We start from the raw sequence: 22032 nt of genomic DNA, 5'->3' as shown, positions 1-22032 counted from the left end.
AGTCGCCATTCATTGCAACAGGCTGTTGCTTTCGGATACAGCGTCATTGCTCCATTTATTGCGTGTCCAACTGGTCAAACGCTCACATTGAGATTGACGCAATTTGGAATGCAACATAGCTTTCGAGGTGCACCAAATGCGTACTATCGCGAGATGAGGATCAGTCATGAATGCATCCCCTCATAAGTTCAGGGACAACGAAGGCCGGGCGCCGAGGGTGCTGTCGCCGGTGGCGGTCACAGTGCTGGCGGCCGCACTGCTGACCGGGGCGGCCGCACCCGCCTTGGCCACCGTGGACGGCAAGGCCGTGCCGAAAGCCGCTGCCGGGCAGGACCGCCCGGACCTGCAGCAGGCCATCCAGGCGATCGTCGATGCCGGTTTCCTCGGCGTGCAAGCGCGCGTGAACGATGAGCGGGGCGAGTGGGCCGGCAGCGCCGGGCAGCGCAAGCTCGGTACGAAGGCGAAGCCGCCGGCGAACGGGCACTTCCGGATCGGCAGCAGCACCAAGCCCTTCGTCGCGACCCTGGTGCTGCAACTGGTGGCTGACGGCAAGATCAAGCTGGACGGCCCGGTGGCCGACTACCTGCCCGAGTTCAAGCTGGACCGGCGGATCACAGCGCGGATGCTGCTGCAGCACACCAGCGGGCTGTACAACTACACCGGCGAGTTCCGCTCTGACGGGTCGGTCGAGCCGGGAATCCCCGCGACGGGCAAGGAGTGGGCGGACGCCCGGTTCAAGACCTACCAGCCGGAGGAACTGGTGCGCTTCGGCCTGTCCAGGCCCGCACAGTTCGAGCCGGGCGAGAAATGGAGCTACTCCAACACCGGCTACACGCTGGCCCAGCTGCTGATCGAGAAGGTCACCGGCCACTCCATCGCCGAGGAGATGAAGCGGCGGATCCTGGCCCCGCTCAAGCTGCGCGGCACGATGCTGCCGGGCGCCTCGCCGGAGCTCCCCCAGCCGCACCCGCACGGCTACTTCCGCTACCAAGACGATGCCGGCCAGTGGAAGGTGATCGACGTCACCCGCCAGAACCCCTCCATGACAGCCGCCGCCGGTGACATGATCTCGACCACCCAGGATCTGGCCACGTTTTTCTCCGCGCTGAACAGCGGCAAGCTCCTGCCTGCCGAGCTGCTGGCCGAGATGCGCAAGACGCACCCGAAGAGCGCCGGCCCGTTCGGCGGCTACGGCCTCGGAACATACGTGCAGGACCTGGGCCCGAACTGCGGCACCGTCCTCCACCACAACGGCAGCACCGCGGGAGGCTACGTGTCGGTGCTGTACAGCACGCCCGACGGCAAGAGAACCCTGACCGCCTCGATCACCTACGGCGACGCCGCACCCGACCTGGCAGAGGCATTCCCGAAGGCGCGGGACAACCTGCTCAAGCAGGTGTTCTGCGACGGGCAGACCGAGTCGGCCAACGAGACCGAGCCGACTCGGTAGACGGGGCCGGCCCGTACACCTGAAGGTAGACGCCTTTGCGGTCGTGCACCGGGACAGCGTGAAAGGCCACGCCGAGCTCGTCGAGCGCGGCGTGGCCGGCACGAGAGGCGCGGACGCCGAGCAGAGCAGGCACAATCGGTCGGCAGATCCCTGAGCTCAGGATTTGATCTCGGAACCAGGCGTTGATGTTGCTGAAGGATGGTATGGGCAGGCGGGTGAGGGGACCGTCCGGATAGCGGCCGAGCTGCCTGGCACCTCCATGGCCGCGGGCGCCGTGGCCGGGAGCGCGGGCAAGCCGAAGATCGGTGATGTGCAGGAAGTGCTGGAGACGGTGGCGCGGACGCCTGGTGTGGTGGGCGTCATCGGCGAGGTGGACTACGCGGCAAGCGCATCGCAAGGGCGGCAGGGTTCTGTCCGATGCCCGTCACTGGATCGGCTCGCAGACCTAGCGGTAGGCAATGCGGCAGCAACCACCCCGCACGGCCTGCGCAGACCCAGTACGCCAGCGGATTCATGATCTCCCGATGGACCGGTGGGGTACGGACGCCGAGGGACCATCGCCCGCCTTCAGGCTCACGCCCCCGACACGCTTTCAGCATGACTCGCTGACTCCTTCTCAGACACCCCCAGCATGTCATCGACGGCCTCCGCCGGGCTGGAGATAGAGGGTGATAACCCTGGGTGGTGCTTCCCGTCTGCCGGGGAGGGCGATCGGAACCATGCCGCGCCGCGTTGTGTGTCCATGTACTCGCGGACTCTCTTGATCAGGCCGGCCTCCAGTTCGAAGATGAAGCAGTACTCGTTGTCGTAATGCCCACCGTGACCGAGCGTGGCCTGCAGTCGCACCTCGACGATCACCGTGTCACCGTCGGCGTAGAAGCCGCTGAACTCAAGGAACACGTTGTCGACGAAGACCGTGGAGAACTCCTCGGTCAGGAATCGCACGATCCGGTCCCGCCCGACGAGATGATGGGTCCCGTCGATGGCACGAGAGGTCGCGTTGCCGGCCGGGGCCATCCATTCCGCGTCGGGCATGAACAGCGCGCGGACCTGGTCGGCATCGCGTGTGGCGAAGACCTTCCACGCGTCGATGACGAATTGCTTGTTCGATGCCGTACTCATGGGACGACCTCCTGCAGAACGGGGATGAAACCGCATTCTTCCGGCTCGTTGGTCAACCGATCTCGTCGTATTCGGCCACCATCGACAATCGGTCCGGATCCGTCCGGTCCACCGAACCCCGCCGGTGCCACCCTGGAGGCATGAACGCTGTCGGAGCCGTCCTGACCACCGGCATCTACTGTCGCGACGCTTGCCCAGGCCGCCCTCTTCCGGTGAACACCATCCGCTACCCGTCGGCGGCCGCGGCGGAGGCAGCGGGATACCGCGCCTGCCATCGGTGCCGCCCGTATCGGCAAGAGCTCTCGCCCGTCGCGCACATGCCCCAGCTGGTATGCCAAGGCGTCCAGCTCATCGCCGACGGGGCGCTGGACGGCGCGAAGGAGAGCGGCCTCGCCCGCCGGCTCGGCGTGTCACCGCGTCATTTGCGGCGCATATTTCTTCAGCATGCCGGCGTGACACCCGATCAGCTCGCCCGCTCCCGGCGCGCGCACTTCGCCCGCCGGCTGCTCGACGACACCGATCTGCGCATCACCGACATCGCCTTCGCCGCGGGGTTCGGCAGCGTCCGGCAGCTCAACCGAGTCCTGGCCGCCGTCTTCCGCAGCACCCCGCGTGAACTACGAGCGCGGCGACGAGCCGCCGACCGCCTGCAGGCCGACGGAGGACTGGCCATCAGGCTCGTCCACGACAAGGCGCTCGACTTCCCCACTGCCCTGAACCACCTGGCCGCATGCGCGATACCCTCCGTCGAGGCGGTCGCCGATGACGTGTATCGGCGTACCATCCTGGTCGACGACGACCCAGGCATGATCGAGATCAGCCGGCGGTCCCCCACGGAGCTGCTGCTCATCGCCCATCTTCCGCGGCTCAACGGCCTCATTCACCACGTCAGCCGGGCCCGCCGAATCTTCGCCCTCGACGATCCCGCAGTGCCGTACGGCTTCTGGGATCCGTTCGAAGCCGAGGTCTACGACATCGTGCGTCGCGGAACGCCAGACGCCAAAAGCGCTCAAGCCGCCCTCGAAGACCTTGTCGGCCGGTACGGCGCGTTCGTGCCCGGCCTCGCTCCCATCGGACTGACCAGGACCTTCCCCCGGCCCGAGACCCTCGCCGAGGCCGAACTCGGCGACCTGCACCTTCCGGACGCCACCATCGAGGCCCTGCGATCGTTGGCGCGCACGATCGCCGACCGGCCACCAGCCCCATGCCGAACCCCATCGTGACCACGCCCGGCATCAGCTCGACCCAGCCGGTCACCCTGCAGGATCCGCAACACCGTCGATTCCGGGGCGTAGAAGGCCCCAGCCGCGAGCCGTCGCGGGCCGCAAGCTTGGCGTCGTCCGGACGGCCGAGCACGACGCGGGCCATCGAGTCGACCAGCCATCTTCGGCGCACCCGCAGATGGATGAGCACATCCCGGCCCTCGACCGCGGTATCGGACGGCCGACGTCCATAGTGGGCTGCGCACCCGCCGCGACGGCGTTCCACAAGCCGGGCAAGCTGCCCTACGGTGCCGGCCCTGGCCCGGATCCGCACCGTGGTCCCCGGCGGGGCTGGGACGGCGATCGCCCCCAGCCCGGGAGACGCCCTGTCGGCCCAGCAGCCGCGACTGCTGCACGGGCTCAGCGGTCGCACATCGTGGCGATGAAGGCGTCGATCAGGTGCTGCCGATTCTTGGGGACGCCTGTGGTGTAGACGGTTGCGGCACTGCGGGCCCGGTCCCGGCCGCTGATCATCGCAGCCCCCGGCATGCCGCCGGCGGCGGGGGCGGACCGCGATCGCGGGCTCCGATGTCCGGAAAACATGGGGCATGTTAAAGGGTCCGGCGCGGATCGACTGGCATAAACCGATCATTTCGTCAGTGTGAGCGGGCTGACCAAGTCGGCGTAGATCAGCAGACCCGCCATGATCATCATCGCCAGTGCCGCCGCGTACGTCAGCGGCAGCACCTTGGCGATGTCGACGTGCTTGGGCTTCGGCCGCCGCATGATCTTCGCGTAGGCCCGTTTGAGGCCCGCCCAGAGCCCACCCGCGATGTGCCCGCCGTCGAGCGGCAGCAGCGGAATCGGGTTGAACATGCCGATCGCCAGGTTGAAGCCGGCCAGCAGGTTGACGAAGGTGGCGATCTTCTCCTCGTTGGACAGGTCGGAGGCCAGGATCTCGCCACCCAAGCGGCCCGCGCCGACCATGCCCACCGGGCCCTCGGGGTCGCGCTCCTCACCGGAGAAGGCCGCGTGCCAGACGCCGACCATCTTCTCCGGCAGGTTGAAGATCGAGCCCGCCACCCTGACCGTCACCCCGCCCATGTAGCCGATCACCTGGCCAAAGCTCTGCCGCTCCATCACCTCGGCGGGCCGCACACCGAGGAAACCGACGTTCTTGTCGGTCTTCTCGGGGCGCCGCTGCTCAGCTCGGTCAACTGGGCGCTCAGTGCTGCCTGGGCACCCTGCCACTGCTCGCCGGCGACCGGCGGCGGGCCGAGGAGATCCTGGGCGCGCAGCAGCGCGTTCGCCACCGGTGCGGCAGGCGTGGCTGCAGTACTTGGCGCCCTTCCAGCCTGCCCCTCGCCTGTGGCCCGGGGACACGCGTGTCGGTGTACAGGTGCAGGTGCAGAGCCATGTACGAGCATCATGGGTGGGCAGGAGGCGTGGGCAGCAAGGAACAGAAGTTGCGGACGATCGGGTTGGGGTCGCCGGTACGCCATGCCGCGTCCAGGGTGACGACCCGAGCGGCGGGGGAAAGTGGGCGGAAGGCGACGTCGGCCCGCCGCTGCCGGGCCAGCGACGCCGGCACGATGGACACGCCGATTCCTGCCGCCACCAGGCCGATGATGGTCTGCATCTGCACGGCCTCCTGCACGATCCGGGGCTGGAATCCCGCCGCTCTGGCCAAGGCGGTTATCTCATCGTGCAACGCGGGGCCGTGCCGTCTGGGGAACATGACGAACGGCTCGGTGGCGAGAGCGGACATCGGCAGTGACGTGCGCGTGGCCTGCTGGTGATGGGCGGGCAGAGCGGCGAGAAGCAACTCGTGAGCCACGGTACGGGTGGTCAGCACCTCGGCGGCGAGTCCCGCGAGCGGCGCGTGCAGGAGCCCGACGTCAAGCAGGCCCTGACGCAACTCCTCGGCCTGCTGGGCGGTGGACAATTCGCGCAGCTCCACCTGCACGCTCGGGTAGCGGGTCCGGAAGTGGCGCAGCACTTTCGGCAACGTGAAGTAGGTCGCCGAACCGACAAACCCGAGGACCAACCGTCCTGCCTCTCCTCTGCCCACTCGCCTGGCGGCTTCGGCGGCACGGGTGGCGTGCGCCAGACTCGCACGGGCCTCTGCCACGAACGCCTCGCCCGCAGGCGTGAGGCGCACCTGCCTGGTCGTGCGTTCGAACAACCGCACGCCCAGTTCCTCCTCCAGCTTGCCGATCTGCTGGCTGAACGGCGGCTGTCGCACGCCTTCGCGCAGCGCGGCCCGGCTGAAGTTCAGCTCCTCGGCAAGAGCCACCGCATAGCGCAGCTGGTGAAGATTCATATACGTCAGATATTAATCGAGATGTTTCTACCGATGAAGCGGGCGCAAACGCCATGCAGCCGCCAGGGTTGCGGCCATGAAGTCGATGATTTTCGGGCTTGCTCTCCTCAGCACGCTCCACCACGGCTGGGAAGACTTCAGGACCGAGCGGCCGCTGTATGTGTCCGGCACGGTGAGCGAAGTGAGATGGGGCAATCCGCACCCGCAGGTGCGGCTACGCGTGGCTGCCCCGGTACGGGTGCCGTCCGGGCTGGCGGAGCGGTCCATTCCGGCGGAGTTGGAGGAGCTGGGTGGGCGGGAGGTGCTTCAGCACACCCGGGCGTTCAACGGTCGTGACGAGGAGGTGGTGCTGATTCTCGCGCCGTTGGAGCGACTGACAGCGTGGGGCATGCCGGACCGGATACGGGAGGGCGAGCGGCTGGAGGCGGTGGGATATGCGCATCGCGAGCATGCGGATGAGTTCCGGCCGGAGCTGCTGATCAGGCAGGACGGCCGGGCGATCAGGCAGCGCTCGGTGCGGCTGCCGCAGACCCCGCCGTCGACCTCGCCGAGCTCCGCAAGTGAGTCTGAAGGGTCGCATGCCGCTTCCGCCGCCTCCGATGGAGGTGCCGGTGCGGGGCCGCTGCCGTGGATTGCGGGGGCCGCCCTTCTGGCCGGCGGCGGCATGGTCGTCGCGGTACGGATGAGGAGGAGACGGCATGGAGCCTCTGACGTGGCTTGAGGGCACGTGGCCGGCCGAATTCGTCAGGGACACTCCGTGGATGTACTCCTCCTTGGAGATCGTGCACCTGCTGGGGCTGGCGCTGCTGGTCGGTCCGGCCGCTCTGTTCGACCTACGGCTGCTTGGCGCGGGGCGGGGCACGATTTCGGTGTCGGCGGCGGCGCGGCATCTGCTGCCGGTGGCCCGCGCGGGCTTCGCCGTCGCGGCGGTGTCCGGGGCGGCGATGTTCGTGGCCGGAGCCAGGGAGATCGCGAGCACCGGCGCCGCGCCGGTCAAGCTGGCGTTGCTGGGCGTGGCCGGGATGAACGTGGCCCTGTTCCATCTTGGTGTCTATCGCCGGGTCGCGGCGTGGGACCGCGACCGCCGCGCGCCCGCGGCGGCCAGGACGGCGGGCGCCGTATCGCTGATCACATGGGTGGCAGTCGTGGCCGCCGGGCGACTGATCGCCTACACCTGACCTGTGCCGAGCGCCTGCAGGTCTTCCCTGACAACAGAAAGTGTCCGATCTGGGGTGGTCGTTAGGAGATCACCAGATGGTGCTTGAGCCCCACCTTGATGACGGCCAGGTCGTTGCGCATGATCAGCAGCTCGATCTCTTCCGTGAATCGGTGCCGGTCGATCACATCGCCGGTGCGGCCGTCGAGCTTGAGGAGCGTCTGTCGGTCTCCCCGGACGTTAGGTGACCCGGCCGTTCGTCAGTACCCCGCCACGCTTTCTGTGCGCCCCTCTCAACGATGTGCGCCAGGCGACGCCGCCGTCGGTGACGCGATAGGCGATGACTTCTTTCGAGGTGTCCACCATCAGCAGGTCGTCCGAAACGCCAAGAACGGTCGCGTCATTGGTTTCCAGCCCTTTCGAGCGCGCCAGAGAATCTTCCCATCCGCGGCTCTGCGGACGATGAGCTCTCCTCCGTCACCTATGGAATCTATGGTCACCAGACGCCCCTGACCGAGGTCACAGGTGATGAACGTCATCGTGTCAGCGTGGCCAAGGTGCTGCCACTGACGTACGCGGTGGCGCTGCTGATGATGGTCATGGCGGGGCTGCTGGTCTACGCCGACCTCGTCAACCTGCTCATACTCACATGTTGAGCCCGCTGAACCTGCGCGTGCGCCGTGTGAACGCTGGAGCGCCTGCGGAAGCCCCGCCCGGGGCATCCTCCGACCGCTGCGCGGTCGGGGTCCCGAACTGGTGGGTTCGCTCGATCACCTGTCGGCGGGGTGGCCTGGTCGGGGCATTCTGTCTGGGATGTGCTGGCGGAGGGCTGCTCCGCGGGCGGGGAGCGTTGGGATGCCGAGTTGGCGGATCTGTTTGGCGAGCCACTCGGGCCGTAACAGCTGTCCGGCCCACCGCCCGAGAAGGGCCAGGACCGAAGGAGCGGCCCGCCAGTGGCCGATGCCGCCCGGTGGGTCGGGCCGGCGGGGTTTCGGTTCGCTTTCCCGATGTGCAAACCGGGAGGAAACATCGGCCGGGCTAGAACGTGATCCGTTATCCAAGGAGAGGGATCAGTCATGAGAAGTGTGTCAAGTGTCGGCCTGGTCGGATCGGTGTGCGCGGTGCTCGCGCTGGGCGTGGCGGCCCCGACGGCGGCCATCCCCAACGCGGGCGCCGCCAGCCGACCCGTCAAGCTGGGAAGCGTTCAGCGGGCGATGGAGGCGCTGGCGAAGAACGACGGGGTGGTGGGTGCCATCGGCGAGGTGTACGTCGACGGCAAGCGGGTGGGACGGGGCTCGGCGGGCTCGCGCCTGCTCGACGGCAAGGGCGGAGGCATCCCCTCCAACGCCCGCTACCGCATCGGGTCTCAGACCAAACTGATGACGGCCACGGTGGTGCTGCAACTGGTCGAGGAGGGCAAGCTCGAGCTGGACGACAAGCTCAGCGACGTCCTGCCGGAGACGGCCCGGCAGGATCTGGTCGACCGAGCCGACGAGATCACCATACGGCAGCTGATCCAGCACACCTCGGGCATCCCCGACTTCATCGCCAGCGGGAAGTTCGACGTCTTCGACTTCACCACCAAATACAGTCTGACCGACCTGGTGAAGGCCTCGCGGAGCGTGCCGCGCCCGGTGGAGGTGGGACAGTACTTCTACTCCACCACCAACTACATCCTCCTCAGCATGATCATCGAAAAGGTGACCGGCCACGACCGGGCCGCCGAGTTCGCCCGCCGCCTGTTCGTCCCCCTCGGGATGGACCACACCTACCTGGCCACCAAGGTCGGCGACGGCATCAAAGGGCCGCACGGGCACGGCTACATCCCCGACTCCGAGGGGAAGCCGCGCGATGTCGACCGGCTCAACGCCACCAGCTGGGGGGCTGAAGGGGCGATTTCGACCGCGCGCGACATCAGCGCCTTCCACCGCGCGTTCAACCAGGGCAAGCTGCTGCCGGCGAACCTGCGGAACGTCATTTCCCAACGGCCGGCGGCAGCCTCGCAACAGCAGCAGCAGCCGCCCGCCCTGTGCGGCGGCAAGCCGGAGCTGCGGCCGGTCGCCGGCAGCGTTCCCGGGGCTTTCACCGTGACCTTCAGCTCGCCTGACGGCCGTCTGCAGTTCGCCGTATCCACCACGCTGAAGATCCCGAACCACGACGCCATGACCGCCGTATCCCCGGACATCAACAAGGCGGCCGAGGCGGTGTTCTGCCCCGGCACGTAGGGGTTCCCGCCTGCGGGGACCTTGCGCTCACAGGTGGGACCGTCGGAACTGCGCCACCAGGGTCGCGACCGTCACCACGCCGATCGCGACCTACTGGCGCGCCCCTGGCGGATCGCCAGGAAGACGAACACCAGCAGCGCCACCTGCAGCGTCATCGTGTTGTTGACCGCGCCCGTATGCGGTCAGCACCCGCTGGGCGTGATTCCCCGCAGGAGAGTCCGAGCTTGACACCGATCAGAGCCGGCGACCCAGACCAGGAGCGGGCCTCGTCCCGACGCCTTTACCGCGGCTTCGACCGGATCACCAGCGCGCTGCATCCGGAACGCACCGACCCGCGCGCCCGCTCGCCCAGCACGAGGCAGACCAGCATGCCGCTGCCTGAGACGATGACCATCACGAACATCGGAGGCCCCGATCGCCCTGCGGGTCACGATTGTTCGGGCATTCGTGGGATGAGCAACCTTCGGTTGAACGCCTCGGTGACGGCGCCCGTGCGGTCATTCACCCCCAGCTTGGCGTAGATGTTCAGCAGGTGCGACTTGATGGTGGCCTCGGTGATGAACAGCCGGGCCGCCGCCTCACGGTTGGTGCTCCCGGCCGCCACGAGTTCGAGTACCTCGAGTTCCCGCTGGCTGAGCAGTTGCGGCGCGGGCGTCCTGACCCGGTTCATCAGCCGGGCCGCAACCGAAGGGGACAGCACGCTCTCGCCCCTGGCGGCGGCCCGCGCACCTCTCAGCAGGTCCTCCCGGGGAGAATCCTTGAGCAGGTAGCCGGTCGCACCCGCCTCAATCGCCGGCAGGACGTGGGAATCGGTGTCGTAAGTCGTCAGAACCAGCACGCGCGCGGTGACGCCGAGCCTGGTCAGCTCGTTGATCGCGGTCAGCCCGTCCATGCCCGGCATGCGCAGGTCCATCAGGATCACGTCGGGCCGGAGCTCTTGGGCGAGCCGTACGGCGGCGGCGCCGTCCGCGGCCTCGGCCAGCACCTCGAATCCGGGCGCGGAGGCGAACATGCTGCTCAGCCCATCCCTGACGACGGGATGGTCGTCTGCGATCACCAACCGGATCGAGGTCTCAGCCGCGTGATCGGTCATGCGTGACTCCCGGCCGGCAGGGTGGGGATGCGGGCCGAGACCCCGGTGCCGGCGCCGGGCTCGGACTCGATCTGCAAGGTGCCGGACAGTCCCTCGACGCGCTGACGCATGATGGTCAGGCCGAATCCGCCGCTGCGGGACGGGGGCCGTGACCCGCCGTCCGTGGCCGCGCCGGCTTCGAGATCTGCGGGATCGAAGCCCTTGCCATCGTCACGTACGTCCAGTGCGACCTGGCCATCCAGGTAGGAGAGTGTCACCCCGACTCTCGTCGCGTGTGCGTGCTTGGCCACGTTGGCCAGGGCCTCCTGGGCCGTGCGCAGCAGTGCCAACTCGGCCTCCGGTGCCATTGACCGCGCCGCGCCGGTCGTCGTGACGTCAACGGCGAGCCCGTGCAGCTTCGACCAGCGGTCGGCGACCTGGGCGAGTGCGCCGCTCAGGCGCGCGCCGTCCAGCGGCTCGGGCCGCAGCGCGTTGACCGAGCGCCGGGCCTCTGACAGGGTCTCCCCGGCCAGCTTCTTGGCAGCGTCGACGTGCCGGCGCCACGGTGCCGGGACCTCGTGCATCTGCTCGGCCGCCTGGAGCTGCGCGATGATCCCGGTCAGGCCCTGCGCCAAGGTGTCGTGAATCTCGCGGGCCATCCGCTGACGCTCGTCGAGGACCCCCGCCTCCCTGGCCTGGGTGAGCAGTTGGGCGTGCAGGCCGGCGTTCTCGGCGAGTGTCGCCTCCAGCAGCCGATTCGTCCGGCTCAGCTCCGCGAGGACCTGCTCGCGCTGCTCTTTCTCCCGCTCGGCGAGCCGGAGCACCCAGGCGGTGCCGCTCATGAGGACGACGTTGGCAACGATGACGGCTCCGTACAGTGTCAGGCCGAGCCCGGTCGTACTGTCCACGCTAGAAGCCTGGGCGGCACCGGCCACCACCGCCACGGCGGCCACGCCCGGCAGCCGCCATGGCCAGCCAAGGACGGTGAAGGCGTAGATGTAGGGGGCGGGGGTGAACAGCCCGAACGCGGGATCGCGTGCCACCAGGATCGCGGTGATCGCCAGGAGCCCGGTGAAGAACACCCCCATGATCCGTGGCCGCTGCCGCCAGGCGGGGCGCAGGGTGAACATGCCGAGCATCCATGTCGCGGCCAAGGCGCACAGGCCGAGATCGATGAGCAGGGAGTCGCCGGCCGAAGGCCCCTCGATCACCTTGAAGACGACAAGGGCGGCCAGCAAGGTGTACGGCACCGCGGTGGCTAGGAGGAACGGCCGCTTCTCCCACGCCGCGGCCCAGTGCTCCGGCCGCCTCCGCCTGCTCAAGATTCCCCTCCTCCACGTCAAGCCTATTCTCCGCGCTCTATTCCCAGCGGAACCAGTGGACCGCGATGAGCGCGCACCCGGCCGCGTAGGCCGCCAGAGTCAGTAGCGGGAGGGCGGACGGGAACTGCCCCAGGTACGCCTCCTGGAAGGCCCGCATACCCGCGCCGAGCGGGGTGTAGTGGCTGATGTTCTGCAGCACCGCGGGCATCTGAGTGATCGGCACCCAGAGGCCGGCGAAGAACATCATCGGAAAGAACAACACCGTGCCGATCGCCGAGGCCGAGCTGCGTCCGGGTGCCAGTGCGGTGATCAGCAGGCCGATCGAGAGCAGCGCGGCGGACGCCAGCAGCCAGGCGACGGCGAAGCCGAAGAGGTTCTGCGGCAGGTCGACGCCGAAAGCGAGCCCGGCCACCGCGAGGAACAGGACCATCGCGACGACCGCGATGGTCAAGTTGGCCACGAGCTGGGCGCCCAGCAGGCGGGCCGGGCCGACCGGCGTGGTCTGCATGCGCCGGAGCACGCCGTTCTCCCGGTAGCCCGCCAGCGTGGCCGGCAGGGCGGTCATGGCCAGGATCGCCACGTTGAACAGGATCAGTACAGGCACGTAGAGGTCGAAGTTCGTCAAGCCGCCGTTGGCCTTCTGGGGTTCTCGCAAGGCGGGGATGCTGCCCAGGATGATCAACACAATCAGTGGGCAGCCGACGCCCCAGATCGGTGCGACCTTGTCGCGGACGCACAGCTTGCTCTCGGCTTTGATGAGCCTCCATGTCGCCGAACCGCGCTTGGCGGTGACCGGACGTGCGGCGGTGTTCAGGGCTGACACGATTATGGTTTCCTCTCGCTGTATCGGGGGCTACTTCGGGTCGGCGTCCGCGACGGCGCCGAGGCGTTTGCCGGTGAGCTCGACGAACGCGTCCTCCAAACTCGCCTGCTCGACGCGCAGCCGTTCGGCCACGATCTGGTTGCGCGCCAGGACGGTGGTGACGGCGTTGAGCGCGTTGTCGTTACCGCCCACGATGACCAGCTCACCCTGGCGGGTGACACTGGAGACGTCGGGCAGGCTCGCCAGCAGGCGATCGTCCAGCGGCCGGGACGGACGGAACTGGATCCGCTGCTCGATGCGCGCCCGTTCGGTGAGGCCTGCCGGGGTGTCCACCGTGACGACGCGGCCGGCGTCGATCAGCGCCAGCCGGTCACACAGCCGCTCGGCCTCCTCCATGAAGTGGGTGACCAGCACGATCGTCACCCCGCGAGAGCGCACGCCCTCGATCAGGTCCCAGGTGTCGCGACGAGCCTGCGGGTCGAGACCGGTGGTGAGCTCGTCGAGGATCGCCACCCGAGGACTGCCCACGAGCGCCAGCGCGATCGACAGCCGCTGCTTCTGGCCGCCGGACAGCTTGGCGTACCTGGTCTTCGCCTTGTCCGCCAGGCCCAGGCCGTGCATCAGCGCGCGCCAGTCGGCCGGGCCGGGATAGAAGGAGCTGTACAGCTCCAGCGCCTCGGCGACCTGCAGCCGCTCCGGGAGCTGGCCGGCCTGCAACTGGACGCCGAGCCTCCGGGTCAGCTCGGCGCGGTCCCGGAGAGGATCGTACCCGAGCACCTTGATCGCGCCCCGATCCGGTGTGCGAAGGCCCTCGATGCATTCCACGGTCGTCGTCTTGCCGGCGCCGTTCGGGCCGAGGATCCCGAAGATCTCACCCTCCTGAACGGTGAGCGAGACATCCTCGACCGCGACCTTGTCGTCATAGCGCTTGTGGAGGTTGCGTACCTCGATCACTGGTGGCATGCGTGCGTCCTTTCCGGGGCATTGCCCAGCGGTGGTTGACTGCGTCCAGCCTGCTACGACCGGCACTTCCGCCAACACCGGCCAGTGGACGGGATTCGGCTCCCGAACGGTGGGGCCACTGGGTCAACCGACCGGTCGGGCCGATCCACCGATCGGTGGATCGACACCCGGACGAAGGGAACACGGAGACCGGCGAGACCACCGGTCGCTCCGCGCACGCATCGCAGGTTGAGACGAGCGGGCGTGCCGGGTCAGTCTTGTCCTGGTTGGGGGTGGGGGCGTTCGGAGTTGCGGGTTTGGGCGCTGAGGACGCAGGTGACGAGGATGGCGAGGGCGGCGCCGGTCCACATGGCGGCGGCGGTCGTGTCTCCGGCGGCGCTGATGGCCAGGCCACCGATGGCGCTGCCGGCCACGACGCCCCGGGTGATTACGGAGGTGTGGACGGTGTTGACCAGTCCGCCGGCTCCGGCGACTTCGACGACGCGGGCCACGAGTACGGGTTCATCGTGACGCCGACAAGGCCGACCATGAGCACGCCGGGCAGGGCGGGCCCAGGGCAGATGGGCGAATAGGGCCAGGGCCACCAGAGGGCCGGTCAGAGCCAGGTGGCCGATGCGCAGCAGGGTCAGTACTCATCAGGTGCGTTCTCCTTGATCAGGAGTTACACCAGTGACCGGCTCTGGCCCGTAATCGGTAGTGGCGCTGGGTCCTTACCTGCCAGGCGAGTTACCCCTCATCGAGGGCACCGTGACCCGGTTGAAGGCCGAGCACCTGCCCGACGACCGGGACGCCCCACCAGTCTGGCTCTGGTCCTCCAAGACCGGCGCCACCAGCGCGGACGTGGATCGCTGCTGGCAGGTATTCCTGCGCCGGCTCGACCTGGAGCACACCTACCGCTGCTACTAGGGACATGTTCAGCGGCATCTGGATAAAGGTGGCGCTTCCCGGCGCCATGTTCGCGGTGTCCGTGCCGCTTGCGCTGATCATCGAGACAGGCGTCCACCTTCTGTGGCCCAGCGTCTATCTCGCCATCGCTCTCTTCTCCATCGGCAGGAGAATCGCGACGGCCCGCTCCCAAGTGACGGCAGAAATAGCGAATGACCGATGAAGTGTTGGCAGGCGACATGAGCATTGACCAGGTCATTCTGTCGCACGGCTACATGGCATCGCCCTCCAGCCACTGGTTCGAGTGGCTCCAGGATGAACTGACACCCCAGGGATCAAGGTCGAGATTCCGGCACTGCCGAACTCGACTGCTCCCGAGCCCGAGCCTTGGATCACGGCTGCGGCAGAAGCCCTTGGCGAGCCCGACGGCCGCACCGCCGTGGTCGGGCACAGTCTCGGGTGTGTCACGGCGCTCCACGCCCTCGACCGCCTCGACGGGGACTGGAAGCTTGACACTCTGATCGCAGTCTCCGGCTTCGTCAGCCCCACGCCCGCGCTTCCAGAGCTGGACCCGTTCACTCGCGCGGTTCCGAATGTGGCACTGCGCCTGCCGAGAATTCTATCCACGCAGTTCAAGCGGCATGTGAGTACTCGTGGAGAACCCCGCCGAGCCGATCTCGCCGACGTATGTTCAGGTCGTCGATTCGCTTCGGATCGATGATCGGATCCGGGACGGTACGCAGCGGAGCTGCTTGGTTCAGGGCCTGGTGGGCTCGGTGCTCGTTGCAGAACCCTTCGTACTCGCGCAGGGCGTGCCGCAGGTGACGTTCGTTCCAGATCAGGCAGCGGTCCAGAAGCTCTCGGCGGCACGACTGCACCCACCGCTCCATGACCGAGTTCATCCGCGGCATCCGGATACCAGTGAGCATGGTCTCGATGCCGGCCTCGGACAAGATCTCGTCCATCAGGGGCGGGAACTTCGCATCCCGGTCACAGATCAGGTAACGCGCCCGGCAGCCCGCATCCTCAAGATCCATCACCAGATTCTTGACCGCCTGGATGACCCAGCTCGCGGTCGGCTGTGCTGTGGCGCCCAGCACACGCACACGCCTGCTGGCGTGCTCAATGACCGCCAGGATGTACTGGCGCTGCCCGTTCAACGTGATAGTTTCGATGAAATCGCAGGCCAGCAGGGCATCGGCTTGCGAGCGCTGGAAGTCCGCCCACGTGGTGGACGCCCGCCCAGGAGCCGGGTCAAGCCTTTCCTGCTTGAGGATCTCCCAGACCGTGCACGGCGCAACCTTGAGGCCGAGCGTGGTGAGCTCGCCGTGCACCCGCCGATATCCCCACGCCGGATTGTCGCGAACCAGGCGCAGGCTGAGGATACGGATGGAGCGCACCGTGGGCGGGCGCCCACGCCGCTTCGGTCGGCAGTTACGGGCGTGACGCCGTCGCATCAGATCGCGGTGCCAGCGCAGCGCGGTATCCGGCCGGACAAGCAGCCGTACCCGGCCCAAGGCCTCACGCGGCAGCGAGGTCAGCAGCGCGGCCAGGAAGGCCCGATCCTCGGGCGCGAACCTCGCCCTGGCATCGGCGCCGAGCTGCCGTCCAAGCACGGTGATCTGGTGGCGCAGGGCGAGTATCTCGACGTCCTTGTCCCGATCGCCCATCGGCAGCAGCCGCAGCGCGGCGAAAGCATTCGTGACGGCGAGATAGGCCAGGCGAAGGAGCACGGTCGATCATCATTCCGCATGCCTCTCCCTCTGCTGAGGCCGGAGCTCTCGCACGCCATGCAAGGCCGACATGGCCGTGAGCTGGGCGGACGCAATTATCGGCAGGCGCAATGCTCGCCCAGGTGGCGGGTGGCCTGCTCGTCGCCGTGCCACGGGGCCGCGAGGATCGCGCGGTTCTTGCTGCCTCAGGATCAGGGTTGGACGAAGTCGACGAGCGAGGAGCAGCGATCGAGGGCGAGCCCGTTGATCTCCGCGAGCGGGCCGCCATGACGTCGGTCACCATCACCTCCCTCCAGAAGCCCAGGAAGCCTCGGCAGAACGAGCCGCGTTCCACGTTCATCAGGTGAGACACGGAAAGGTTCCAGCGAGGACCTCGGTGATGACCTCGGCCGTCGGTTCCAGAGAGACCAGAGCCGAGCGGGGTAGAAGTCGCCGAGCGCGCACCACAGCCGTTCCGGCTCGACCGCGTTGACGAACCACGCCGCCTGGACGAGGGAGCCGCCACGGCGGTGGGCTCTCGGCCCGGCGCCGATCAGGCGGAGCCGTTCGTCTCTGCGTCGCGGGGATCAGGTCGTGGTCGCCTTGCCCCGGTCTTTCACCTTGGCCGCGTACGTCCCGGATCTTTGGGAATGCGGTGGTGCCGCTCATCCACAGCGGAACGGAGCAGAGGAGAGGTCCGGTCCGAGACAGGCGCAGGTAAGGCGGTGGATGACGTGGAAGTGCGTGCGGAAAGTCTCCACCTCCCCTTGGGCGTCTGCGGAAATCGATCGATCACCTCGGAGTCGGATACCTCGTGGGTTCTTACGCCAGGCAAGCTCCAGATCAGCAGCATGGGCCGCGCCCATATCACCGGACAGGCGTCGCGCCGACCGGCGGCGGCTCGGCTCCAGCGCCTTGATCATCGGCGGGCAGGCGGTGTCCTCGCCCCGGAATCACGGCCGGCCCTCCACAAAGCTCGCGCCGATCACCGCTGGAACACCTGCGTCAGCCCCTCGTTCTGGATCGCCTGCGGCGGCGGCCTCCGTGCCGCGTCCGACATGCGGACCAGGAGCGCGACGAGCATCCAGTTGGCCAGCAACGCCGAGCCGCCCTGGGACATGAACGGGGTCACCAGACCGGTCAGCGGGATGAGGTTCGTGACACCGCCGACGATGATGAACACCTGCCAGGCCACGATGAACGACAGCCCGCCCGCCAGCAGCTTCGACAACGGGTCGTGGGCCGCGAGCGCGGTACGCAAGCCCCTCTCCACCAGCAGCATGTAGAGCATGAGCAGGGCCATCAGGCCCGTCAGGCCCAACTCCTCCCCTGTCGCGGCGAAGATGAAGTCGGAGAAGGCCAGCGGAATCAGGTCAGGGCGGCCCTGACCCAGGCCGGTGCCCAGGATGCCGCCCTCACCCAGGCCGTACAGACCCTGCATGATCTGGAAGCTCTTGCCGCACATCGGATCGCCAGGCCCGCCCGGCCCGCAGATGTCCGCGCTGCCGTAGGTGATCGGGTCGGCCGGGTGGAGCCAGGCGGCGAAGCGGGCGCCCACATGATCGAAGGCCAGCCTGGCCACGCAGGCACCACCGGCGAACAGCAGCACACCGATCAGCACCCAGGAGGTGCGCTGGGTCGCGATGTACAACATGGCGACGAACGTGCCGAACAACAGCAGCGACGTCCCCAGATCCTTCTCGAAGACCAGGACGAGCAGGCTGAGCATCCAGGTGACGAGAACGGGGCCGAGGTCCCTGGCTCTGGGCAGGTCGAGGAACAGCAGCCGGCGCCCGGTCAGCGCCAGCACCTCGCGCTTGGCCACCAGGTAGCCGGCGAAGAAGACGACCAGCAGCAACTTGGCGAACTCGCCCGGCTGGATCGAGGCGACGTCGCCGAACCGGATCCAGATCTTCGCACCCTGGACCTCGCTGATGCTGCCCGGCAGCACCGCCGGCAGGGCGAGCAGGACCAGGCCGCCCGCGCCGGCGGTGTAGGTGAGCCGCTGGAGCGCGCGGTGGTCGCGCAGCACGATCAGGGTCAGCGCGAACATCGCCACTCCGACGGCCGTCCACATGATCTGGTTCGCCGCCGACGCCGGCCGCATGCCGCCGGACTCCAGCCGGTAGATCATCACCAGTCCCAGCCCGTTGATCAGCGTCACCAACGGCAGGATCAGCGGGTCCGCCCACGGGGCGAACCTCGCCAGCACCAGATAGGCGCCCAGCATCAGCCCACCGAGGCCCAGCCCATACGTCAACGTGCCCGCGGGCACCCTGCCGTCGAGGGCCAGGCCCACGTTGACGTAGGCGCCCATCACGACCAGCACCGCGAACGCGAGCATGACGAGCTGGACTCCGCGCCGCCTGGCGGGCATCGAGATGGGGGCTACCGCAACTTCGCTCATGCACCTGCTCTTTCGCCTGGGTCGCGGCGGCGGACGCCGACGGTGCTCCGACTTCGGTGCGCGGCGTGTGCGCTCATCAGGGAGGAGCACCGACCTTAGAGCGGCCCATGGCGCGGGGAATCTGTCCGATGACCGGTGGCATGCTCGGCCAGGTCGTGACATGCGCCGTGAGCGGCGTCCCTCCTGGCGCCGCCGGGTCCAGGCACCTGCCCGGGCTGCTCTGACTCCCTCGGCAGGTCCGTTCCCGGCCCAGGACGCGTGCGAGACCGCCCCTGAAGAGCGATCCGGACTGCGCCAAGCCACCCCGAGATCGCCAGGTATTCCGGCTCTTCGCCACCGGCTGACGGTGCGGAGGCGGACGGAGTGCGCTGCGGGCCGGGGTCCTGGCCCTTCCGGGCTGCTTCGTGTCCGAGGTGTTCGGCGTGCCCGACCTCCTGCCGATGGCCCCGCACGTGGCCGGGTGTTCGGGCCGGCGCCGGGCCTTCAATGCGGACGCCAAGCTCGCCCTCTCCCCCTGAGCTCCTGGGGATCCGCTCGTGCACTGCCGCGGGCACCGCCCTCGTCTCGCTCTGGGCCGGCGCGTTCCTGCTCGCCGAACCGGACATCACCAGTCGGGTGACTGATTCGAGGGAGGACGAGGCCCCATAACATCGGGAGACGACTTCGCGAGAAGGACACGTCTCGCTGTCACATCGGACGTCTCCCGCAATCTGCAAACAGAGCCTCACCACATCGGAGTGCAAGGTCTTGGATTCTCCTGTCGACGAGCTGCGACACCTGCTGTTCTTCACCGGTACGTGGGAAGGCACAGGCGCCTTCGAAGCCACGGAACTCACTCCGCCCTTCTCTCAGCCGGTCATACGCGTGGAGGGCAGCATCCGCCTTGGCGGGCAGTGGCTGGAGCAACGATTCGCGTGGATCGAGCAGCCGGATTCCGGTGGCCCGAGAATGGCCGAGGCCCTGCGGCTTTGGGGATACAGCCCTGGCCGCCGGTTGTTCGTCTCGGAATGGTTCGACAGCATGGGGCGTCGTGGCACCGTCACGTCGCCGGGCTGGCGAGGAGACGAACTCGTGGCCGACACCACGATCTCGCACGCCGGACGGCAGATTCGGGCGCGAGAGATATTTACTCGGCACGGCGACAGCAGCTGGCGTCACGCGGCCGAGATGGATTTCGGGCGTGGCTGGGTGCCGACGGATGAGCAGGTCTTCCACAAGCTGTAGCGCCGTAGAGGAAGAGGGGCCATGCACATCAAGGCGGCCGTGCTGCGGGCACATGACGCCCCCCATCGCATCGAAGACCTCGATCTCGGCGATCCGGGGATGGGAGAAGTCCGGGTCAGGATCGCCGGCGCCGGGCTGTGCCACACCGATCTCCTGCCGCGCGTGCCCGACTATCCGGCTCAGCGGCCGCTCATCCTCGGACACGAAGGCTCGGGCGTCGTCGAAGAGGTGGGCCCGGCGGTGACGGGGTTGCGTTCTGGGGACCATGTCGTGCTGTCCTACGATTCCTGCCGCTCCTGTGCCACCTGCCTGGCCGGGCACCCCGCCTACTGCGCCACGTTCTTCCCGCGTAACCTCACCGGCGGCGGAGTCGACGGGCCGAGTCCCGTACGCGATCGTGAAGGGCAGCAGGTCGCCGCGCGCTGGTTCGGGCAGTCGTCGTTCGCCACTCACGCACTCGTCGCGAGCCGCAATGTGGTGAAGGTGGCCAAGGACCTGCCGCTGGAGCTGCTCGGCCCGCTGGGCTGCGGGATCCAAACCGGTGCGGGAACAGTGCTGCTCGCGCTCCAGGTGGCCGCAGGGTCAAGTGTGATCGTTTTTGGTACGGGAGCGGTGGGCCTGAGTGCGATCATGGCCGCACATCTCGCGGGCGCCGCCACGATCGTCGCCGTCGACGTCAATCCGGCACGCCTCGATCTGGCGCGCGAACTGGGCGCGACCCACGCCTTCGACGGTGCCCACGACGGCTTGCCGGCGATGCTGGAGAAGGTGAGCGGCGGAGCCCACTACACGATCGACACCACGGGATCGCCCGCGGTCATCGCCACGGCGGTCGGCGCGCTGCGTCCGACCGGCACCTGCGGCCTGGTCGGCGCGCCGCAGGGGGACGTGGTGCTCGATTCCCGGGTCTTGATGGCCGGCCGGAACCTGAGGGGGATCTCCGAGGGCGACGCCGTCCCCCAGGTCTTCATCCCCATGCTGATCGGACTCTGGCGCCAGGGACGCTTCCCGTTCGACAAGCTGATCAAGACCTTCCCTCTGGACCGCATCAACGAAGCCGAGCGGGCCACCGTCACAGGCGAGGTCGTCAAACCCGTTCTGCTGCCCTGAACGGCAACGGGCTCGGGCCAGTCCGAGGGCGGAGGCGCCGCAGGACCTTCATTCCTGGTATCGAAGGTACTCGGACCCGAGGAGAGGCATGCCACCACCGCCCCCCACCATCCGACGGCTTCCCCGCCGGCCCAGGCGACCTGCCGCCTTGGAGCGGCGGTTCGCAGAAGAGCGGATCGATCCTTCCTGTCACCCTGCCCGGCGGTGACGTGGTCTGGCTGGTGAGCGGACACGCGAACGCGCAAGCCGTCCTGTCGAACTCGCAGACCAGCTCCGCCCATTCGCATCCCGGCTTCCGGCCGGTCATGCCGGGCTGCGGCGAGCCGTTCCGGGCAACCTTCTCTGCCGTGGGCGCGCCGCAGCACCTCGTTCACCTGCAGCTGGCCGCCGCTGAGTTCACCACCGAACGAGTCGCGGCCATGAGGCCACGTGTGCAGGACATCGTGGATGACCAGATCGAGGCCCTGCTGGAGATGGAGCGCCCTGTCGACCTCGTCCAGGAGCTCGCCCTGCCGGTGGCGACCCTGGTGATGCGCGAACTGCTCGGGGTGCCGTACGCCGGCAGGATTCGTCTCCACGGCTGGTTCCGGCAGCTGGCGAGCAGAACAGCCACCGCCGAGCGGCGGACGATCCTGATGGGCGAGCTTGAACGGCTGGCCGGGGATCTGATCGAGGCCAAGCACCGCCATCCCGCCGGCGACCTGCTGAGCCGGTGGGTGATCCGGCACCAGGAGGCGGGCCTGTACGACCGGGAAGGGCTGTCCAGGCTGGCGCTGGCCTTCCTCACCGCTGGCCACGAAACCACCGCGGGCATGATCACCCTCGGGATGCGCGGACTCCTGGAGAACCCGATCCACCTCGCGGCTCTTCGGGACGACCCCTCACTCGTCGCCGGCGCGGCGGAGGCGATGGTGCGCCTCTGCGCGCTCGCCGACACGGCCACCCTGCGACGGGCCACCGACGACATCGAGATCGGCGACGTGGTCATCCGGCGCGGTGAGAGCATCCTCATGCCCGCTGCCGCGGACACCGAGGA

The 22032-nt window shown here is 68.2% G+C and carries 22 protein-coding genes and 1 pseudogene; 13 read left to right on the top strand and 10 right to left on the bottom strand.

Annotation, left to right across the window (positions count from 1 at the left end; all coding sequences use genetic code 11):
- Positions 1–292: 292 nt before the first annotated feature.
- The gene (locus HCN51_RS51335; RefSeq protein WP_346434108.1) at positions 293–1450 is read left to right on the top strand and encodes a serine hydrolase domain-containing protein; all 1158 of its coding nucleotides are present in this window, start codon (positions 293–295) and stop codon (positions 1448–1450) included.
- Between the two features lie 573 nt (positions 1451–2023).
- On the opposite strand, the gene HCN51_RS51330 is transcribed toward HCN51_RS51335, so the two are convergent.
- On the bottom strand, positions 2024–2572 hold the full coding sequence (locus HCN51_RS51330; RefSeq protein ID WP_168020393.1) for a nuclear transport factor 2 family protein: 549 nt from the start codon (positions 2570–2572) through the stop codon (positions 2024–2026).
- On the opposite strand from HCN51_RS51330, the gene HCN51_RS51325 reads away from it, so the two are divergent.
- Positions 2560–3795, top strand: coding sequence for a helix-turn-helix domain-containing protein (locus HCN51_RS51325; protein WP_168020391.1), 1236 nt, complete (start codon positions 2560–2562; stop codon positions 3793–3795). The two genes, HCN51_RS51330 and HCN51_RS51325, sit on opposite strands and share 13 nt — an antisense overlap.
- A gap of 627 nt (positions 3796–4422) precedes the next feature.
- Here the strand turns inward: HCN51_RS51325 and HCN51_RS62795 are convergent.
- Both HCN51_RS62795 and HCN51_RS51315 read right to left on the bottom strand, forming a co-directional pair.
- The gene (locus HCN51_RS62795; RefSeq protein WP_346434107.1) at positions 4423–4932 is read right to left on the bottom strand and encodes a site-2 protease family protein; all 510 of its coding nucleotides are present in this window, start codon (positions 4930–4932) and stop codon (positions 4423–4425) included.
- 268 nt (positions 4933–5200) lie between these two features.
- Positions 5201–6097: a LysR family transcriptional regulator gene (locus tag HCN51_RS51315; RefSeq protein WP_168020389.1), complete on the bottom strand. Its 897-nt coding sequence runs from the start codon at positions 6095–6097 to the stop codon at positions 5201–5203.
- Between the two features lie 76 nt (positions 6098–6173).
- Between HCN51_RS51315 and HCN51_RS51310 the strand changes: the two genes are divergently transcribed.
- The 4 genes from HCN51_RS51310 (at position 6174) to HCN51_RS51295 (ending at position 9478) form a co-directional block, all read left to right on the top strand.
- The gene (locus HCN51_RS51310; protein ID WP_168020387.1) at positions 6174–6818 is read left to right on the top strand and encodes a DUF6152 family protein; all 645 of its coding nucleotides are present in this window, start codon (positions 6174–6176) and stop codon (positions 6816–6818) included.
- Positions 6796–7275: a hypothetical protein gene (locus HCN51_RS51305; protein WP_168020385.1), complete on the top strand. Its 480-nt coding sequence runs from the start codon at positions 6796–6798 to the stop codon at positions 7273–7275. Before HCN51_RS51310 ends, HCN51_RS51305 begins: the two co-directional genes overlap by 23 nt.
- Before the next feature lie 76 nt (positions 7276–7351).
- Complete coding sequence (locus HCN51_RS51300) at positions 7352–7501, top strand: hypothetical protein (RefSeq protein WP_168020383.1); 150 nt, start codon at positions 7352–7354, stop codon at positions 7499–7501.
- An 873-nt stretch (positions 7502–8374) separates the two neighbouring features.
- Positions 8375–9478, top strand: coding sequence for a serine hydrolase (locus tag HCN51_RS51295; RefSeq protein WP_168020381.1), 1104 nt, complete (start codon positions 8375–8377; stop codon positions 9476–9478).
- Positions 9479–9905: 427 nt separating this feature from the next.
- Here HCN51_RS51295 and HCN51_RS51290 read toward each other — a convergent pair whose 3' ends face one another.
- From HCN51_RS51290 to HCN51_RS51270, 5 genes are all read right to left on the bottom strand, one after another.
- Entirely contained in the window at positions 9906–10571 is a 666-nt protein-coding gene (locus HCN51_RS51290; protein ID WP_168020379.1) for a response regulator transcription factor, read from the bottom strand.
- Complete coding sequence (locus HCN51_RS51285) at positions 10568–11872, bottom strand: sensor histidine kinase (protein ID WP_168020377.1); 1305 nt, start codon at positions 11870–11872, stop codon at positions 10568–10570. The genes HCN51_RS51290 and HCN51_RS51285 overlap by 4 nt, the downstream gene beginning before the upstream one ends.
- A gap of 37 nt (positions 11873–11909) precedes the next feature.
- Positions 11910–12695 (bottom strand): ABC transporter permease, encoded by a 786-nt coding sequence (locus HCN51_RS51280; RefSeq protein WP_168020362.1) that lies wholly within the window; start codon positions 12693–12695, stop codon positions 11910–11912.
- 30 nt (positions 12696–12725) lie between these two features.
- Positions 12726–13658 (bottom strand): ABC transporter ATP-binding protein, encoded by a 933-nt coding sequence (locus HCN51_RS51275; protein WP_168020360.1) that lies wholly within the window; start codon positions 13656–13658, stop codon positions 12726–12728.
- Between the two features lie 251 nt (positions 13659–13909).
- Complete coding sequence (locus HCN51_RS51270) at positions 13910–14149, bottom strand: hypothetical protein (protein WP_168020358.1); 240 nt, start codon at positions 14147–14149, stop codon at positions 13910–13912.
- A 256-nt stretch (positions 14150–14405) separates the two neighbouring features.
- On the opposite strand from HCN51_RS51270, the gene HCN51_RS51265 reads away from it, so the two are divergent.
- The 3 genes from HCN51_RS51265 (at position 14406) to HCN51_RS63230 (ending at position 15264) form a co-directional block, all read left to right on the top strand.
- Positions 14406–14564, top strand: coding sequence for a hypothetical protein (locus HCN51_RS51265; RefSeq protein WP_206068887.1), 159 nt, complete (start codon positions 14406–14408; stop codon positions 14562–14564).
- A gap of 4 nt (positions 14565–14568) precedes the next feature.
- Positions 14569–14766, top strand: a complete 198-nt coding sequence (locus HCN51_RS51260; RefSeq protein ID WP_168020355.1) for a hypothetical protein — start codon at positions 14569–14571, stop codon at positions 14764–14766.
- Positions 14767–14877: 111 nt separating this feature from the next.
- On the top strand, positions 14878–15264 hold the full coding sequence (locus HCN51_RS63230) for an alpha/beta fold hydrolase (RefSeq protein ID WP_168020445.1): 387 nt from the start codon (positions 14878–14880) through the stop codon (positions 15262–15264).
- Here HCN51_RS63230 and HCN51_RS51250 read toward each other — a convergent pair.
- Positions 15176–16276 (bottom strand): integrase core domain-containing protein, encoded by a 1101-nt coding sequence (locus tag HCN51_RS51250; protein ID WP_168020353.1) that lies wholly within the window; start codon positions 16274–16276, stop codon positions 15176–15178. The genes HCN51_RS63230 and HCN51_RS51250 overlap by 89 nt on opposite strands.
- Positions 16277–16473: 197 nt before the next feature.
- On the opposite strand from HCN51_RS51250, the gene HCN51_RS51245 reads away from it, so the two are divergent.
- Positions 16474–16623 (top strand): hypothetical protein, encoded by a 150-nt coding sequence (locus tag HCN51_RS51245; RefSeq protein WP_168020351.1) that lies wholly within the window; start codon positions 16474–16476, stop codon positions 16621–16623.
- A 617-nt stretch (positions 16624–17240) separates the two neighbouring features.
- Here HCN51_RS51245 and HCN51_RS51240 read toward each other — a convergent pair.
- Positions 17241–18662: an FtsW/RodA/SpoVE family cell cycle protein gene (locus tag HCN51_RS51240; RefSeq protein ID WP_206068886.1), complete on the bottom strand. Its 1422-nt coding sequence runs from the start codon at positions 18660–18662 to the stop codon at positions 17241–17243.
- Positions 18663–19409: 747 nt separating this feature from the next.
- On the opposite strand from HCN51_RS51240, the gene HCN51_RS51235 reads away from it, so the two are divergent.
- The 3 genes and pseudogenes from HCN51_RS51235 to HCN51_RS51225 form a co-directional block, all read left to right on the top strand.
- Positions 19410–19886 carry a DUF1579 family protein gene (locus HCN51_RS51235; RefSeq protein WP_168020349.1) on the top strand — a complete coding sequence of 159 codons (477 nt, stop codon included), beginning with the start codon at positions 19410–19412 and terminating at the stop codon, positions 19884–19886.
- Between the two features lie 21 nt (positions 19887–19907).
- Positions 19908–20996 (top strand): NAD(P)-dependent alcohol dehydrogenase, encoded by a 1089-nt coding sequence (locus HCN51_RS51230; RefSeq protein ID WP_168020347.1) that lies wholly within the window; start codon positions 19908–19910, stop codon positions 20994–20996.
- Between the two features lie 419 nt (positions 20997–21415).
- Positions 21416–22032: pseudogene (locus HCN51_RS51225) on the top strand (cytochrome P450); the annotation flags it as partial.

It is taken from the genome of Nonomuraea composti (assembly GCF_012034275.1).
GTDB classification, from domain to species: domain Bacteria; phylum Actinomycetota; class Actinomycetes; order Streptosporangiales; family Streptosporangiaceae; genus Nonomuraea; species Nonomuraea composti.
This window is presented reverse-complemented; position numbering and strand designations above follow the sequence as displayed.

What these genes read in the sequence shown, in the direction of transcription:
- HCN51_RS51300 (WP_168020383.1), top strand. Translation starts at nt 7,352, where the DNA reads ATGGTGCTTGAGCCCCACCTTGATGACGGCCAGGTCGTTGCGCATGAT.
- HCN51_RS51275 (WP_168020360.1), bottom strand. Translation starts at nt 13,658, where the DNA reads ATGCCACCAGTGATCGAGGTACGCAACCTCCACAAGCGCTATGACGAC.
- HCN51_RS51240 (WP_206068886.1), bottom strand. Translation starts at nt 18,662, where the DNA reads ATGAGCGAAGTTGCGGTAGCCCCCATCTCGATGCCCGCCAGGCGGCGC.
- HCN51_RS51305 (WP_168020385.1), top strand. Translation starts at nt 6,796, where the DNA reads ATGGAGCCTCTGACGTGGCTTGAGGGCACGTGGCCGGCCGAATTCGTC.
- HCN51_RS51330 (WP_168020393.1), bottom strand. Translation starts at nt 2,572, where the DNA reads ATGAGTACGGCATCGAACAAGCAATTCGTCATCGACGCGTGGAAGGTC.
- HCN51_RS51260 (WP_168020355.1), top strand. Translation starts at nt 14,569, where the DNA reads ATGTTCAGCGGCATCTGGATAAAGGTGGCGCTTCCCGGCGCCATGTTC.
- HCN51_RS51230 (WP_168020347.1), top strand. Translation starts at nt 19,908, where the DNA reads ATGCACATCAAGGCGGCCGTGCTGCGGGCACATGACGCCCCCCATCGC.
- HCN51_RS51325 (WP_168020391.1), top strand. Translation starts at nt 2,560, where the DNA reads ATGCCGTACTCATGGGACGACCTCCTGCAGAACGGGGATGAAACCGCA.
- HCN51_RS51310 (WP_168020387.1), top strand. Translation starts at nt 6,174, where the DNA reads ATGAAGTCGATGATTTTCGGGCTTGCTCTCCTCAGCACGCTCCACCAC.
- HCN51_RS51315 (WP_168020389.1), bottom strand. Translation starts at nt 6,097, where the DNA reads ATGAATCTTCACCAGCTGCGCTATGCGGTGGCTCTTGCCGAGGAGCTG.
- HCN51_RS51290 (WP_168020379.1), bottom strand. Translation starts at nt 10,571, where the DNA reads ATGACCGATCACGCGGCTGAGACCTCGATCCGGTTGGTGATCGCAGAC.